Annotated in this window: 13 protein-coding genes; 7 read left to right on the forward strand and 6 right to left on the reverse strand. The window is 40.7% G+C overall.

The window, feature by feature from the left end; genetic code table 11:
* Positions 1–214 precede the first annotated feature (214 nt).
* Positions 215–1,555: a vanadium-dependent haloperoxidase gene (locus tag FHW88_RS26380; protein ID WP_176628593.1), complete on the forward strand. Its 1,341-nt coding sequence runs from the start codon at positions 215–217 to the stop codon at positions 1,553–1,555.
* A 154-nt stretch (positions 1,556–1,709) separates the two neighbouring features.
* Here FHW88_RS26380 and FHW88_RS26385 read toward each other — a convergent pair whose 3' ends face one another.
* Positions 1,710–2,414 carry a helix-turn-helix domain-containing protein gene (locus FHW88_RS26385; protein WP_176628594.1) on the reverse strand — a complete coding sequence of 235 codons (705 nt, stop codon included), beginning with the start codon at positions 2,412–2,414 and terminating at the stop codon, positions 1,710–1,712.
* Between the two features lie 24 nt (positions 2,415–2,438).
* Positions 2,439–2,786, reverse strand: a complete 348-nt coding sequence (locus FHW88_RS26390; protein WP_090533366.1) for an ArsR/SmtB family transcription factor — start codon at positions 2,784–2,786, stop codon at positions 2,439–2,441.
* A 175-nt stretch (positions 2,787–2,961) separates the two neighbouring features.
* Here FHW88_RS26390 and FHW88_RS26395 point away from each other — a divergent pair, with 175 nt between their 5' ends.
* Both FHW88_RS26395 and FHW88_RS26400 read left to right on the forward strand, forming a co-directional pair.
* Positions 2,962–5,796 (forward strand): TonB-dependent receptor, encoded by a 2,835-nt coding sequence (locus FHW88_RS26395; RefSeq protein ID WP_176628595.1) that lies wholly within the window; start codon positions 2,962–2,964, stop codon positions 5,794–5,796.
* 56 nt (positions 5,797–5,852) lie between these two features.
* On the forward strand, positions 5,853–7,223 hold the full coding sequence (locus FHW88_RS26400; RefSeq protein WP_090533361.1) for a hypothetical protein: 1,371 nt from the start codon (positions 5,853–5,855) through the stop codon (positions 7,221–7,223).
* A 135-nt stretch (positions 7,224–7,358) separates the two neighbouring features.
* On the opposite strand, the gene FHW88_RS26405 is transcribed toward FHW88_RS26400, so the two are convergent.
* Positions 7,359–8,030 carry an NAD(P)-dependent oxidoreductase gene (locus FHW88_RS26405; protein ID WP_176628596.1) on the reverse strand — a complete coding sequence of 224 codons (672 nt, stop codon included), beginning with the start codon at positions 8,028–8,030 and terminating at the stop codon, positions 7,359–7,361.
* A gap of 11 nt (positions 8,031–8,041) precedes the next feature.
* Positions 8,042–8,518 carry a hypothetical protein gene (locus FHW88_RS26410; RefSeq protein ID WP_176628597.1) on the reverse strand — a complete coding sequence of 159 codons (477 nt, stop codon included), beginning with the start codon at positions 8,516–8,518 and terminating at the stop codon, positions 8,042–8,044.
* Positions 8,519–8,647: 129 nt separating this feature from the next.
* Here FHW88_RS26410 and FHW88_RS26415 point away from each other — a divergent pair, with 129 nt between their 5' ends.
* Positions 8,648–9,274, forward strand: coding sequence for a MarR family winged helix-turn-helix transcriptional regulator (locus FHW88_RS26415; protein WP_176628598.1), 627 nt, complete (start codon positions 8,648–8,650; stop codon positions 9,272–9,274).
* A 134-nt stretch (positions 9,275–9,408) separates the two neighbouring features.
* Positions 9,409–10,206 (forward strand): carboxypeptidase-like regulatory domain-containing protein, encoded by a 798-nt coding sequence (locus FHW88_RS26420; RefSeq protein WP_176628599.1) that lies wholly within the window; start codon positions 9,409–9,411, stop codon positions 10,204–10,206.
* A gap of 353 nt (positions 10,207–10,559) precedes the next feature.
* Here FHW88_RS26420 and FHW88_RS26425 read toward each other — a convergent pair whose 3' ends face one another.
* Entirely contained in the window at positions 10,560–10,787 is a 228-nt protein-coding gene (locus tag FHW88_RS26425) for a hypothetical protein (protein WP_090533348.1), read from the reverse strand.
* A 288-nt stretch (positions 10,788–11,075) separates the two neighbouring features.
* On the opposite strand from FHW88_RS26425, the gene FHW88_RS26430 reads away from it, so the two are divergent.
* Positions 11,076–13,223 carry an alpha-L-fucosidase gene (locus tag FHW88_RS26430; protein ID WP_176628600.1) on the forward strand — a complete coding sequence of 716 codons (2,148 nt, stop codon included), beginning with the start codon at positions 11,076–11,078 and terminating at the stop codon, positions 13,221–13,223.
* 59 nt (positions 13,224–13,282) lie between these two features.
* Here FHW88_RS26430 and FHW88_RS26435 read toward each other — a convergent pair whose 3' ends face one another.
* Positions 13,283–14,233 carry a Smr/MutS family protein gene (locus FHW88_RS26435; protein ID WP_176628601.1) on the reverse strand — a complete coding sequence of 317 codons (951 nt, stop codon included), beginning with the start codon at positions 14,231–14,233 and terminating at the stop codon, positions 13,283–13,285.
* 155 nt (positions 14,234–14,388) lie between these two features.
* On the opposite strand from FHW88_RS26435, the gene FHW88_RS26440 reads away from it, so the two are divergent.
* Complete coding sequence (locus tag FHW88_RS26440) at positions 14,389–14,895, forward strand: DUF892 family protein (protein ID WP_176628602.1); 507 nt, start codon at positions 14,389–14,391, stop codon at positions 14,893–14,895.
* Positions 14,896–15,166: the final 271 nt, after the last annotated feature.

Below are 15,166 nucleotides of genomic sequence, written 5' to 3' on the forward strand. Positions count from 1 at the left end.
ATATTGGTAAGCATCTGTTTTATCGCAAAACGCAGCAAATTTCAAAGCCCGAAGATACCGGGACAATAGTTCCGACTAATTACCATGGGCCGTAGATTTAAATGTCGCTATCATTTTTGGATAGCGACAAGGCTTTTTCGGAGCCAATGACTATTATCAAATAAAAGCACCTTTTCATATAGTAGCTATGCTGCGTCACAATTAATAAATTTTTATGAATCGTTTTTTACTTTGGCTTTCAGGGATTATCATTTTGCTTAGTTCCTGCCAAAAAACTGATTATCAAAAGATAACTGATAACCCGGAATTGTACCGTATTACGGAAAAAAAATTAAATGACATTATACTTGAAAATAATTTCCCCCCAGTCATTGCTTCCCGTAACTATGCGTATGCTAACATCGCCGCATACGAGGTAATATCCGCCCAGGATCCTAAAAAATTCCGGTCGTTGGCAGGTCAAATCAGGCATTTAACCGCTACCCCAAAACCTGCTCCGGGTGTTGAAATTGATTACCCGTTTGCATCCTTGCTTGCCTTTTGCTATGTAGGGAATGCGGTTACATTTCCAGAGGGGAGTATGGATGAATATGTCGATGCATTAAAAAAGAAAGCAAAAGATGGCGGAATGCCTTCTGATGTATTTGAGCATTCGGTGAACTATTCAGATGTAGTTGCAAAGCACATTATGAAATGGAGCAAAACGGATCATTATGCACAAACACGATCCGCTAACAAATACACGGTTACAAAAAAAGAAGGGCGTTGGGTACCTACACCACCTATGTATTCACAAGCATTGGAACCGCATTGGGGAGAGATCAGGCCTTTGATACTCGATTCTGCTTCGCAAGTGGCGCCACCACCACCTCCTTTATTTGATATGAAGGACATAAATAGCCAGTTTTATAAGGACGTATTAGATGTAAAGTCTATTGGTACAAATCTTACCAAAGAGCAAAAACACATCGCTGATTTTTGGGATGATAATGCCTTTAAGTTAAACGTTGTGGGACATGCCACCTTTGGAACTAAGAAGTTCTCACCGGGCGGGCATTGGATGAATATCGCGGGGATAGCCTCAGAAACGTGCAAGGCCGATTTTAGCAGCACAGTTTGTGCATATGCTGAAACATCGATTGCTTTATTCGATGCATTTATCAATTGCTGGTATTTTAAGTATAAATATAATTTAGTTCGCCCCGAGACTGTAATAACCAAATATTTGGACCTTGACTGGAAAACATATATTCAAACGCCCTCATTCCCCGAATACGTAAGCGGCCATGCTGTAATCTCGGCAGCAGCAGCCGAGATTTTGACCAACCAATTCGGAGATAATTTTGCATACCGGGATACATCAGAGACTGAGTTTGGAATAGCACCCCGTAGCTTTAGATCTTTTAGGGAAGCAGCAATGGAAGCGGGCATATCGCGCGTTTATGGCGGTATACATTTTAAAAATTCCTGCATAGTTGGAACAGAAGAGGGTAAGCAAGTTGGGCAATTGGTATTAAACAGGTTACATATGAAGATTAAATTGCATGAAAAATGAGTTTATATCGTAAGATCGATTCAATCTTCGCTTGTTGCCTTTAATATACATTTAATGTTATACTGAATTATGCTCAGCCATTGCATTAAAAAGGATATCACCAAGGGGGCGTGACAATCTCCTGCATAACATATGAATGTAATATAAACAGCATTTATCGGGTAGCTTGCTTGGTTGGGAAATGTTCGGAGACGGGAATGCCGGCCTGCAGCACGTGACTGACATTTTTTAATACGGCCTCGTCAAACCCGCTTTTGTCAACCATTTCCACAATTTTGAAGCTATAGAATTGCTTTTTTAATCCATCATATTCAACAGATAGTGCCAGCGCCAGCAATTGTAGCTTCCCCGGAGGAAAGTCCTTTTTATCTGATTCTATCCTGCTTAATTCGCTCCGGTTCATTCCAAGTTCTGCGGATAAATATTCTTGTGAAAACTTTAATGTTGTCCTATACTTTTTGATCAACCTACCAAAGCTCAAAGCGGCAGGTGGGAGGCTCTCTTTCCCGGAAGCGACGGTGTTAGGGTTTAGTGGCTCAATAGGTGCGTAGCTGCCGATGATTTTGAAAAGATCGGCCAACTGCATGGCAGGGCGCTTTATATCGGATGTTTTAAGCTCATATCTGATCTTTCTATTCTCGCGTCTGATGGTTACAAAGCCTGCTTTTTTAAGATCGGTTATATGCTTCGTTAATTGCCCTGGGTTAAAAGGAAGAGAAAGCAATACCTCTTGAGATAGTATGTTGCCATTCGCGATAAGCGCTTTGAAGATAGATACCCTGATTGGAAGCGCCAGCAACCTGGCAAAGTTGCAAAGTTCCAGATCTGCTTTATTGATATCCATATTTGAACCGGGCATAGATACGATATTATAGAATATAAATTAATGTTGTTCCGGTTCTGCTTCGTGGGAATCCGGTATGCCCAGTTCTTCCACGAGGCGACCATAATGTCTGGCGAATCTGCTCCACATATTTTCATTTAATGTATACAAAGATCTTTTTCCATCGATGCTAACCGAGATCAATTCGGTTTTGATCAACTCCTTCAAATGATGGGATACTGTAGATTGCGCGAACGGTAGAAATTCCACGAGCTCGCCTGTGGTAATCCCAGGTTTCCGGGCAATGATACGGATAATAGAGATCCTACCGGGGTGCGACAGTGCTATGGATACATCTGAGATGAACTGGTCGGGATAACTGAACTCTTCTGTTTTCTTTTGTGCCATCGCTGTTTACAATTATTTGATCGTGCTAAAATAGAGTTTGTTTTTTGAATGTTGGAAGCTTCTCGATCTATTTAATATTGTCTATAATATCGATTATTCAATATATTCTTTTTGATAATATGAACTTAACATTGGCTTAATTTATCGCCGATAATTTTGAGCGTCATTTAAGATTATGCAAAAGTTTACTCGGCTCTTTCCTTTCATTATTTTAAGTTTTTTAATAAGCTCCAATTCATTTGCACAGTCATTGGGTAAAATTGCCGGTAAGGTAATCGACCAAAAGACTGGTGAAACACTCATAGGCGCGACAGTTGGCTTACAGAGCGGCAGCAAGGGCGCTGCCACCAATGTGGAAGGCCGGTATATATTGAGTGGACTTCAGCCGGGCAAATACAGTATCGTTGTTAAATACATCGGTTACCAGAGCAAATCGGTTTCTGATGTGGAAGTTCAGGCAGGTGCAGTAACCTCGCTGGATGTCGCTTTGACCCAATCGTCAACGCAGGCTCTTAATGAAGTTGTTGTGAAAGCTACATACCGCCAGGCTTCAGTAAACGCCCTTTACGCAAGGCAGAAGAATAGTATACAATTAAGTGATGGTATATCTGCCGATATGATCCGTAAATCCCCTGACCGGAATACTGGTGACGTTTTGAAACGCGTCAGCGGAACAAGCGTGCAGGAGGGCAAATTCGTTGTTATCCGTGGTTTATCCGAAAGGTATAATAACAATATGATGAACGGGACAACGCTGCCAAGTTCCGAACCGGATAAAAAAGCTTTTGCTTTTGACATCATTCCTTCAAGTCTTGTCGATAATATTATCGTGTACAAAACGGCGACGCCCGATCTGCCCGGCGATTTTGCGGGTGGTACGATCAATACTATTACCAAAGATATTCCCGACAGCAGGTTCCTGGAAGTGGCGCTAAGTGTTGGCTATAATTCCAAAACTACCCTTAAGAATAACTTTATCGATGCGAGGCCTAACGGTAAATATGATTTCCTTGGATTCGATGACGGTTCACGAAAGCTGCCTGCAGCTTATTCTAATGTGAAAAAAGACTATACATCCGGGACAACAAGTGCCGAAAAAATCGCTATAGCGCAGCAATTTCCCAATACCTTTTATTATAAAGAAGGGCAAATGAGCCTTCCCAATATTGGTTTCCAATTTTCCACGGGCAACTCTAAGACCAATACTAATGGCAATCGCCTGGGTTATAATTTCAGTCTGAACTACAGCAATGGGCACCGAGCGTCATTTGGTGACAGAATTGGCTATACCGGGTTCAATGACGCGTCGAAAGAGCTTCCTCTGTACAGCTTTGACCGTAATACTTACACCAATTATAAAAGCCTTGGCGGTTTGCTGAATTTCGCTTATACATTCGGAAAAAACAAAATTGCCTGGAGAAACCTTTACAACAACGATTTTTCTGTTGACTTCGAGCAAACCAACAATGCCCTGAATTTTGAGGCCGGTCAAACAGACCCGCTGCGCTACAAAGGCTACTCTGTAGAGACAACTCAAAACGGCATTTATACTTCTGCATTGGAAGGACAGCACACGCTGGGCAAAAAGAATATTATTTTTGACTGGAATGCTTCCTACGGTTTATCATACCGGAACCAGCCCGATCAAAGGATCGTAACCATCTATACACCTTTGAACCAGCCCGAATATATCTCATTATCCAGCGAAAACAGCCCCAAACCTAATGACCTTGGCCGTGTGTATTCAAAATTAAATGAAAATATTTACGGTGCGAAAGCAAACCTGGCAGTTCCGTTCAAGTGGCTTAATGAGTCGCAGAAATTGAAATTCGGTGGTCTTATTTCTCATCGTGACCGTGATTTCAGTATTGATGCGCTGGGATACACTGACGCCATCGGCTTCGGAAACAAGGCAATCCCGCTGACTGGTGGCTATACGATCTTCAATGTTTTCAGTCCTCAAAGTATCGCTCAAAACGGGATCGATCTGTCGCGCCTGGACCTTAGCTCCACCGATTACAAAGGAAAAGCCGATCAGGACGCGGGTTATGTGATGCTGGACAATAAGCTGAACAAAAAAATCCGTTTGGTTTGGGGGGCACGGGTTGAACGGTATGCGCAGTCGCTCAAACCGCTGGGCCAGACCGAACAGAAATATAATAATACAGATGTCCTGCCTTCAGGTAACCTGACCTATAGTTTATCGGAGAAGGTCAATTTACGCGCGGCGTACTTCAGGTCGGTAAACCGTCCGGAGTTCAGAGAGCTTGCCAGTTTTCGCTATTTTGACTACCAGACTAACTTTATTGTCAGCGGTAATCCGGATCTGCAGCGAAGTATAATTGATAACGCAGACCTTCGCTTTGAATATTATCCGTCAGGAGGGGAGATCATCTCGGTTTCGGCTTTTTACAAGAAATTTAAGAATCCGATCGAGCAGATCAATCAGGGTAACGATATTTTGACTTATCAGAATGCGCTCAATGCCAAGGATTTTGGTTTTGAGGCCGAGATGAGGAAGAAACTGAATTTCATTGCTGAGGGAAGTTTCTTGAATGATGTAACATTTTATGTGAATGCTTCCTACATCAATGCCAAGGTAAAGCTGGCTGATGGCCGTAACGCGTCTACCCCCCTCCAGGGACAGTCACCCTACCTGATCAACTCGGGCCTGTATTATACACCCGAAGGCAGTGATTTTTCATTCAACGTGCTTTATAACAGGATAGGGGAGCGTTTACGTTTCAGAGCTGTTACTGGTGGCGTGGATATCTATGAGAAACCGCGGAATGTGATTGATATGCAGCTAAGCAAGGCGTTATTTAAAAAGCATGCCGAGCTTAAACTGACCGTATCTGATCTGCTTGCGCAGCCCTTCGCATTGTATAATAATTACGGAAGCTCGGGGAGCACCGCATATAATGCTAAAGAGGATAAAATCATCCAGAGCCGTTATTCGGGTTTTGGAACAACCCTTTCGTTCAAATATAATTTCAGTTTTAAAAAATAATCACGCTATACAGTAAAAGGCCTTCAATTTATTATCAATTATTATTAACAATTATTATGAAAAAAACGTTGTATTTACTTGGCTCATTAGCCATGATAGGATTAGCATCCTGCTCAAAAAACGATGATCCGGGTAAAAATCCACCGGTTAATCCTCCTGCTGTTACCAAGATGGATGTGAGGGGAAAGATTACTAAAGACACACATTGGACCGCCGATATCACTTACAGGCTTCGCGGTTATGTTTACGTGGATAATAATGCAACTTTAACCATCGATCCGGGAACCAAAATTGTGAGCAATAAAGACTCAGCCGGTGTCCTTATCATTTATAAAGGAAGCAAGATCAATGCCGCCGGAACTGCTGATAAGCCAATTGTTTTCACTTCGGCGGAGGCTGATCCGAAACCAGGTAATTTCGGTGGCCTTGTGATCGTTGGATCGGCCACGGGTAATGGCAACCACGCTGTTTTGGAAGGTGGCGTAGATACCGAGCACCAGCCATTCGGCGGCACAAACGATGCTGATAATTCGGGGGTTTTACAATATGTACGTATTGAATATGCCGGTAAAGCGGTTAACCCTGGTGATGAAGTAAACGGCTTAAGTATGTATACCGTAGGTAGCGGTACCAAAATAGACCACATTGAAGTGCTTCGCGGCCTTGACGATGCTTACGAGTTTTTCGGGGGTTCATTTAATGCTAAATACCTGGTTGCCTATAACAACGCTGATGATGATTTTGATTTTGATGACGGATACCATGGTAAGATCCAATACGCGATCTCTGTTAAAGATCCGGCATTTACTGATAATAAAGGTACCAGCGGTGATATCTCCAACAATTTTGAAGTGGATAACACAACAGATGCTAAAGGTTATTTATTAACTCCTAACACATTCCCTTTGTTGTCGAACTTTACGGCTGTAGGGCCTAATAACGCCACAGGAGTATCTGCGGATTACGGTTACGGTATGCGCTGGAGAAGAGGTGCAAAATTTATTTTGGCTAATGCCATAGTAATGGGGGGGCAAAAAGCGGGCTTAGACCTGGATAATGACCCAACCGCGCAGTATTATATTGCCGGGACAAGCGGTTTAAAAAACAGCTTGTTACAGGCGGTAACTTCACCTTATAAAGTTGACAAATTGGCTACAGCTGGTTTACTGGACGCAGCAGGTTTAAAAACTTTAGTTGAAGGCCGCGATGGCACAAAATCATTTACTGCTGCAGCGGATATTATGTTGACCGATCCGTTTAACAATGCTGCTCCAAACTTATTGCCTAAAGCAGGTTCACCGGCAATTGTTGCAGGCAAGTTTGATGGCTCCTTATCCGATTCGTTCTTTGATAAAACCAACTATATAGGTGCGATCGATCCAGCTAATGACTGGTCGAAAGCTTCCTGGATAGTTTACGGAAAATAATCCGCAGCGTACTAAAAGAAAAGACCTTTTCAGTAATGGAAAGGTCTTTTTTGTTATACCAGATAGTCAGCTTTGATTGGAACGCTAAGTTAACATGTAGTTAAAAGTGCCCTGCTTCATTGGCGGAATTTAGTGTTAATATCCAATTTCAACTGTTGCCTGGTATGTGTCCCTGTTAGCAATGTTATTAATGATAAAGTGCGCAACATCGGCCCTTGATATTTTGAGGCAGTTTTTAAGAAATGCATTAATAGCTATGCGATATGTGCCGGTAACAGCCTGGTTTGTAAGCTGTGGAGGTCTAATGATAGTCCAGTTAATGTTACTGCTTTTTATCAATGCCTCCATTTTGAGCAAATCGGTATACATGTGTTTCAGCAGTTTTTGAACTACATATTTTTCGATAAACCTGATATAAAATGGAAGCACGGGACTTATTTCAATTGCACTGGCCGAGATCAGGAACATGCGGTTTATGCCTTTTCGTTCCATCGCTTTTAAAATATTGGCATTGCCCTGCGAATACAAAGTTGTGGGCTTATCTGATCCGAAACCACCGGGCATGCCTATTGCCGAAATCACAGCATCCTGGTTTTCAAAATTATTTTCAAATGCGCCGGGTTGCATAACATCGCCGCTTACTTTTTTTAGATTGGGGTGCTCGATTGCTAATTTGGCCGGGTTTCGTAATATTGCGGTAACCAGGTGCCCGGCCTGAAGGGCATGTTCAACGCACTGCCTGCCAATGCCGCCGTTTGCGCCTACAATCACGAACTTATAAACAGGCATGTTTTGTTGCATTTCCATTTTTTTGGTGATTAACTAAATTTGAAAACGCTTAAAAAAACTATGCTGAAAAACAATATCAGCTGTACTGTAAAAAAGATATTAAGGTTCACCTTAATTTGGTCAACCCGTTCTGCTAAGTAAGCTTTGTCGTTATTCATAATCATTCGTAACTCTTCGCCTTGCTTCCTTCCAAAAAATATCCCGTTTAGCATTAGAACCAAAACAATTCCTATTTTTATTCTAAACCATAGCTGTTCGCCAAATACGCCATGGGTTAAGGCCATCATGCCAATGCCTGTTATAACCAGCAGGGCGGCACCTATTCCAATCAGTGTTGATGACTTAGATGTACCTGCCAGTATACCTTTTGATTTTTCTGTATCATCATCAAAATGCTTCCAAAAGGTTTTAAATACTGTAAAATCAACAATGGTGGTGCCCGCCATTATAGTTAGCCCTGTTAAGTGTAGTATTAATAGTGCTGGTAAAAAGAGGGAGGTATTCATTTGGTATGATTGATTAAATTTATAAAATATACCATATGGTAGTAAACTAATGCAATATTATACCAAAAGAAAGTAAATAGCAAATATGGAGACGTTTTTTTTAGATTTGATACCAAAAGGAAATAACACGTGAATAAAACAGTTGAATTGGTTAAGCTTTGGGGCGATTATGAGGAGCAAAATCCCGGTTGTAATTTGGATGATTTCTTCCGGCATCAGCTAATGGCCAAGGCAGCAGATGAGAAGAAAGCAACGCCCGACTGGCAATTAAGGCCGGGAATTAACGGCAAGCTCATGATTTTGATAAGACGGATAGGAAAGTACCATATGGTATATTCAAACAAAGCGCTTGAAGGTACAGGGCTTGATCAGATAGAGGAGTTCGGTATATTGGTTACTATTTTTAACCAGGTTAACCCAATAAAATCTGAAGCTATTTATAATAACATAATCGAACTATCAAGCGGTACCAATATGCTTAACAGGCTAAAAAAACGCGAACTGATAACCGAGTATGAAGATATTGATGATAAACGTATTAAGCGTTTAAAATTAACAGCCCTTGGAGAGGAAACTCTTGGAAAAGCCAAAGTACGTGTACTTGAAGTTGCGCGAATGATGACCAGCGCATTGAGCGAGGAAGATAAACAGCTTTGCTTTCAATTGCTTAACCCCGTTAGCGAAAAGTTTGACGGAACCTTCCAAAAATTTAAAAGCAAAGGTTTTGATGAAATTTTTGAAGCTATGATGAAGTAGTTTATTGGCTTTTTTAACGGAAAGAAAAGTTTTGTGACCGTAATGCGGCAAGTGTTAATATCTGTTAAAAGTTTAAAGGTTAATAATTTATGCGTATATTTAGTTAACCTGCTCACCTGTTAACTGAACCCGTCATGAAAACATTGAAACTTACCTCAACAGTGATATTGATGCTCTTGTCCATAAATCTGTTTGCCCAGCGTGTTAAAGGTATTGTTATTGATAAAGCTACCTATTTGCCGGTGGCAAATGCTTTTATCAATACACCTGCATCAAAAAGTATAAGTAATGCCGAAGGGAAGTTTGTGTTGGCCAACGTAAAGCCCGGTGATACTTTAAGGATCACCAGCATAGGTTACAAGCCTTTTAAGCTTATAGTCAGTTTTTTAAAATTTGATACCTTAAGATGTTACATTGAGCCTGCGGCAACTGTTTTAAGTGAGGTAAAGATCAGGGCCAGGCGTAATTCCAGGGCCGATTCATTACGTAACAGGAGGGAGTTTGCCTCTGTTTTTGCCTATCATAGCTCAACTATAAAAGATGCGTTTATAGCACGTCCGGCTGATCTTGATTTTGGTAAACCCAGCAATCACATAAATGCGGATAAAAGTACAGCAACTATCTTGAGCATCAACTTGCTGTCGGTGATCGACATGTTGAATAAAAACAGAGCTCCGCAATCAAAGCTGCAAAAGATTTTGCTGAAAGATGAAGAAGATGAGTATGTGGACAGGTTTTTTTCGCCAGAAAAGGTGAGCTCAATAACTAATCTTAAAGGCGATTCGCTGCAAAACTTTATGAACCAATATCACCCCGAAATTAAAAAAGTGAAAAAAATGAGCGATTATGATATGATCAGTTATATTAAAAAAAGCTATGCCGAGTATCTCAAATCGGGTAGCAGGCAAACAGCTCCGCTTTTTGCAAAGTGAAAGGGTCTTATATTGTTAAGCTATACTGTGTTTTGAACAATAGGAAGTGTTGTTACCGAACGGTTTCGTTACCTTTCAATTACCAGGTATTTTTTGTTGCAGCTATAACAAAAATACCTTTTAACCGGCAGCCAAAATGTCAATAGCTTTAACAATGCCGGCCGGTGGATCCTTTGGCCGGTATTGGTTTGGCACTTTGGACAAAATGTATAGCTGTGCCTTTTTTTTGAAGGTTCATTTTCAGTATCTACAATATGCATAACATGAATACAATTAAACCCATTGTATCCTCATAAGCAGGCTTTTATTGATTAAATACCCAAAACTGAAACTATTACTTTATGGAATAGTTTTTATGAGGCTTTGCTTTTATATTGAGTGCCTGTAAGCACAGGCGATTTTTGGTTAAACCTGTTCCATTCGTCAATATTTACCATACCAGGAGCAGTTTCATAATGCTTTTTATTTGTTGGGCAGGTAACCACAAAACCTTTACGGGTTTGATTAATTACCGGGCGTGCACCACATTCTTTGCAAGGCTCACAATGGATATTGGGTTGAATTTGAATAGATTCGGACATTACGTTTTTTTAAAGGTTAAATGAACCCTTGCCGTTGAGCAAGAGAAGTTTTTTCATTATGAATTAGGGTTGTGTTGCTACAAAGATGCAAATAATATTTTTATTAAAAAAATGCAATTTGTGAAGCGGATTTCACAATTATATAACATGTTTATTAGCAAAAGTGTAAAGTTGACGTGTTTTGTGTGCATAATTGTATAGCTGTTGGTTTACAACACGCAAGTTTAAGTTGTGAGTTTTTTGTTTATTAACAACTTTTTTACACTTTGAGATATTGAATTCCTCCTCATGAAAAAAATCATAAGCACACTGTTATCATTATTAGTTTGTATTCATTTTGCATTTGCACAACCGCCATCTTCTTCGATAAAGCAATGGCAGGATCAGAAGTTTTCCATGTTTATCCATTTCGGTGGTATTTATTCAGTTTTGGGTGGCGTTTGGGATGGGAAGCCGGTTACCCGCGGCTTAAGTGAGCAAATTCAGGCCCATGCTGGTATTTACAGTGATACTTACGCCAACCTGGCCAAAAACTTTAACCCGATAAACTGGAATGCTGATAGTATTGCCCTGCTGGCTAAAGCGGCTGGGATGCGCTCTGTTGTACTGACTTCAAAACATCACGACGGATTTTGCATGTTTAAAACTACAACTATCGATTTTAATGTGGTTGATGCTACTCCATTTAACCGTGATGTGGTAAAGGAAATGGCCGAAGCCTGTAAAAGGCATGGTCTGAGGTTTGGTTTGTATTTTTCGCTGATAGACTGGCATTATCCGCAAGCGTCGCCCATATCAAGTCATAATTCTGATTATATAACACCCGAGCATCATGAATATAACAAGAAACAGGTAACCGAGTTGCTATCAAACTATGGTACTATATCCGAACTTTGGTTTGATATGGGGTCGCAAAGCCCTGAACAAAGTAAAGAGCTTTATCAATTGGTGCACCGCCTGCAGCCTGATTGTATGGTAAGCAGCCGTTTGGGTAATGATCAGGGCGATTTTGCCGTAATGGGTGATAATCAGTATCCCGATTATTCCATCGGAGTGCCCTGGCAGTCGCCCGCTTCATTTTTTGACGAAACCTGGGGCTACCGGTCGTGGCAAAAACGCGGAAGCGAGGATGAAAAGTATAAAGAGAAATTGGAAAGCCTGATCCGCGTGATTAGCAGGGGAGGGAATTACCTGCTTAATATCGGGCCCAAAGGAGATGGCTCAGTAGTTGGTTTTGAAAAGGATGTTTTATTGAAGATAGGGACCTGGCTCCATAAAAATGCCGAAGCTGTTTATGGCACAACTGCCGATCCCTTTTTTGCCTCTTTTGACTGGGGGAATATAACCAGTAAACCCAATAAGCTTTATCTTTTTGTAACCTCGGCACCCGCTGATGGCCTGATCACTTTACCCGGTCTGGAAGGCAGGATTAGTAATGTTTCTGTTTTGGGTGAACAACAATCGCTTAGCTTTAAACAGGCAACTGATGCCGCTGTGATAACCTTACCCGCAGGTTTTGACAGTGAAAAACAAATAAAAGTTATAGCGGTTGACGTTGCCGAAGGTTACAAAGTGCAACCTGTTCATATCCTGAGCAGCAGTTATGACCACATAAAACTGGATGAGCACAACGCTTATAATTATTATAGTTCATCGGGTATTGATTATAACAGCAATTATCAAAGTACGGTAAAGCAAGGCTGGACAATTAAGCCCAAACACAAAGGCAGGTATCAGCCTGCTATACAATATACCGACGAAGAAAAAGGCAGCATTGTTGACCTAAATGTAAATAATGTAACCACCACGCTCAAACTCGACAGCGACAGGAAGATGAAGTATAAACCCGATACGGCTAAAATAAAATGGGGGCCATTATATATAACCGGCCCATACTCCGCGGGCTTAGGAGGTTTAAATGGCAGCGCGGATAAAATCGATATCTCAAAACCTTTTACCAAAGACACCGATAAACCATGGCGGTCTGTAAATGACTATAAAAACGGGCAGCTGATTGATCTGCCTGCAGGCATGGATAATGCTTACTACATTTTGCAAAACATCAACGCAGGCAAGGATTTAATTTACGCGCAGGTTAAGATTACCAGCGGCGATGGCATAATTGTTTTGCTTAATGGGAGGCAACTGCTCATCAATAATAATCCGGGTAAGGCTGCCTCTGTAAGTCATGTCATCGGTTTGGATTTGATGCCCGGCAATAACCAGTTACTGATAAAAGTGTTCAACAACTTTAAAAAGAACATTCCTATTGCGCTCACACATAGTATTCCACAAAATCTCTATATTAAAGATCTTGAACCTTTAACGTTTGAAGCAAATGAACTTTACCCGGTGAGTTTAAAGTTACATGATCCGGCATCGCCGCATCAAACTTTAAAGTTGCCTAATCTTGAAATCTGGTTTGCGAAAAAGTAAGAAAAACCGCCTTACGAAGGTTTTAAAACTTCGTAAGGCTTACTTACTCTCGTAAATTGTTACTTCAACAACACCTTGGTAGCGCCGTAACCAAATTTTTCTTTACGGGCATCCATAAAGGTTTGTACTTTTTTATGCCTGCCCAATTGTTTGTGCAGCTCATTACGCAGCGTGCCATTGCCACCACCGTGTATAAAAGTAATATCAGGTAGTTGATGAACAATAGCTGCATCAAGCGCTTTGTGAAAATGGGCCAGTTGAATCTCCATAATCTCAGCGCTGCTTAAAAACTGGTAATCGTCCCGCAGCTTTTCTATATGCAGGTCAACTTCGCTAACCGGCTTTTCAATCACTACTTTTTCGGTAGGGCTTTCAAAAAAGCTTTCCTTCAGTTTTTGAGCATCAATAATCAGTTCAGGCTCGTCGAGCCTGATGAGCCAGCCAGCCTGGTTAAGCAATGGAATGTTCTTTTTAGTGGTCGAAAAATCCTTGGCCTTAAACTTTTCATGTACAGCCAACGGTGCCGGTGGTTCAACGTTTTGTTTGGTGCTGAATAAAACGTTGAAAATAAACTTTGGCCAAACCTGCAGATCGGCCAGTTGGGCGGAGTAGATATTTTCGGTTGATTTTGGCGCGATGATCCCTGCAAATTCGCCTTTAAATACCTGTTGCTTATCTGTGGTCAAAGTAGCCAGCAACTGAAACGAAGTTTCATTGATTAAATGAAAATGTACGACAGAACTTGCCCTGGCGTCAGTAACCACGCCTATATAAACGCCTTTTTTTACAAATTCACCTGGTGTTAAGGGCTTTTCAGCCGTTGTATTGTTGCTTTTTGTCGCCCCTGCCGGTTGGTAACCATGAACGTAAGTTACTTTACTGGCCAGTACCGGAATCTCAAAATCGTCTTCGCCGGTAACGCCTATCATCTGTTCGTCGATGATGCGCGTTACAAAACCTTCCATTTTTTCATCAACAAACCGAACAAAATCGCCTAATTTATATTTCATAGCATTATGTTATTGCAATGCAAAGTTAATTTATCCCGGCACATCTGTCCGGCTAATAAAACTTAGTTATTTTTAAGGTAAGTTTGATAAGCAATTGCGTGAAACAGCTTTTAAGAAATATATAAACCCTAACTATATACTTTTAACTTCATACCATGAGTAACAATACCCCTAAAACACTGGATAACGATTTGTTAAAACAGGTTTTTGTCCACAACCTGAACAGAATTTATTTTGGTAAGTGTTATCTTGATAAACATCTTGGGCACCTGAAAGGCCTCGCTTCTTTTACCGCATTGCAGCAAGCGATACAGGAGTTTTGGGACGATATCAAAAAACAGATAGAACGGATGAATAAGGTGTATACCCTGATTGATGAAATTCCATCGGATAAGAACTGTAACCCTATAAAGTCCATTGTTAAGGATGAGTTTTGCCTGGACGAAGAGCAAACTATACCTGTATTGCTGGATATGGATATTATGTTGTATCTGCAGTTACTTGAGCATATTAATATTACATCGTGCCATATGTTAATAATGGTGGCTCAACAGCTTAATTACACTGAAGCTCAACAATTACTTACCGAATGTAAAGATGAATCAATTGACAACGATGAGCTGTTTACGCTTATTAGCAAAGAATATATAATTGCAGATTAAGTATCTATAAAAAAGAAAGCCATCCGCATAGCGCAGATGGCTTAAATGTTAGTTATTTAATACCCCTATTAAAATAACTGGTAACAAAGTAAAAAAAAATATATCCGATACCGCAAAATATTTATTTATAAATAATCTTTGTGACAGCTTTGTTACAAAATAAGCTCTGATATAGCGATTTATCAAGCGATTTTTTGTTTTAAATTTTCCGATTAATGTTTCCTGCATATCGTTATTTAGTCCAATTAATTTAAATTGGCAACGAAATTTA

The sequence above is a fragment of the Mucilaginibacter sp. SG538B genome (assembly GCF_013376065.1).
GTDB lineage: Bacteria > Bacteroidota > Bacteroidia > Sphingobacteriales > Sphingobacteriaceae > Mucilaginibacter > Mucilaginibacter rubeus.

What these genes read in the sequence shown, in the direction of transcription:
- FHW88_RS26430 (WP_176628600.1), top strand. Translation starts at nt 11,076, where the DNA reads ATGAAAAAAATCATAAGCACACTGTTATCATTATTAGTTTGTATTCAT.
- FHW88_RS26425 (WP_090533348.1), bottom strand. Translation starts at nt 10,787, where the DNA reads ATGTCCGAATCTATTCAAATTCAACCCAATATCCATTGTGAGCCTTGC.
- FHW88_RS26410 (WP_176628597.1), bottom strand. Translation starts at nt 8,518, where the DNA reads ATGAATACCTCCCTCTTTTTACCAGCACTATTAATACTACACTTAACA.
- FHW88_RS26420 (WP_176628599.1), top strand. Translation starts at nt 9,409, where the DNA reads ATGAAAACATTGAAACTTACCTCAACAGTGATATTGATGCTCTTGTCC.
- FHW88_RS26390 (WP_090533366.1), bottom strand. Translation starts at nt 2,786, where the DNA reads ATGGCACAAAAGAAAACAGAAGAGTTCAGTTATCCCGACCAGTTCATC.
- FHW88_RS26385 (WP_176628594.1), bottom strand. Translation starts at nt 2,414, where the DNA reads ATGCCCGGTTCAAATATGGATATCAATAAAGCAGATCTGGAACTTTGC.
- FHW88_RS26380 (WP_176628593.1), top strand. Translation starts at nt 215, where the DNA reads ATGAATCGTTTTTTACTTTGGCTTTCAGGGATTATCATTTTGCTTAGT.
- FHW88_RS26405 (WP_176628596.1), bottom strand. Translation starts at nt 8,030, where the DNA reads ATGGAAATGCAACAAAACATGCCTGTTTATAAGTTCGTGATTGTAGGC.
- FHW88_RS26395 (WP_176628595.1), top strand. Translation starts at nt 2,962, where the DNA reads ATGCAAAAGTTTACTCGGCTCTTTCCTTTCATTATTTTAAGTTTTTTA.
- FHW88_RS26400 (WP_090533361.1), top strand. Translation starts at nt 5,853, where the DNA reads ATGAAAAAAACGTTGTATTTACTTGGCTCATTAGCCATGATAGGATTA.
- FHW88_RS26435 (WP_176628601.1), bottom strand. Translation starts at nt 14,233, where the DNA reads ATGAAATATAAATTAGGCGATTTTGTTCGGTTTGTTGATGAAAAAATG.
- FHW88_RS26440 (WP_176628602.1), top strand. Translation starts at nt 14,389, where the DNA reads ATGAGTAACAATACCCCTAAAACACTGGATAACGATTTGTTAAAACAG.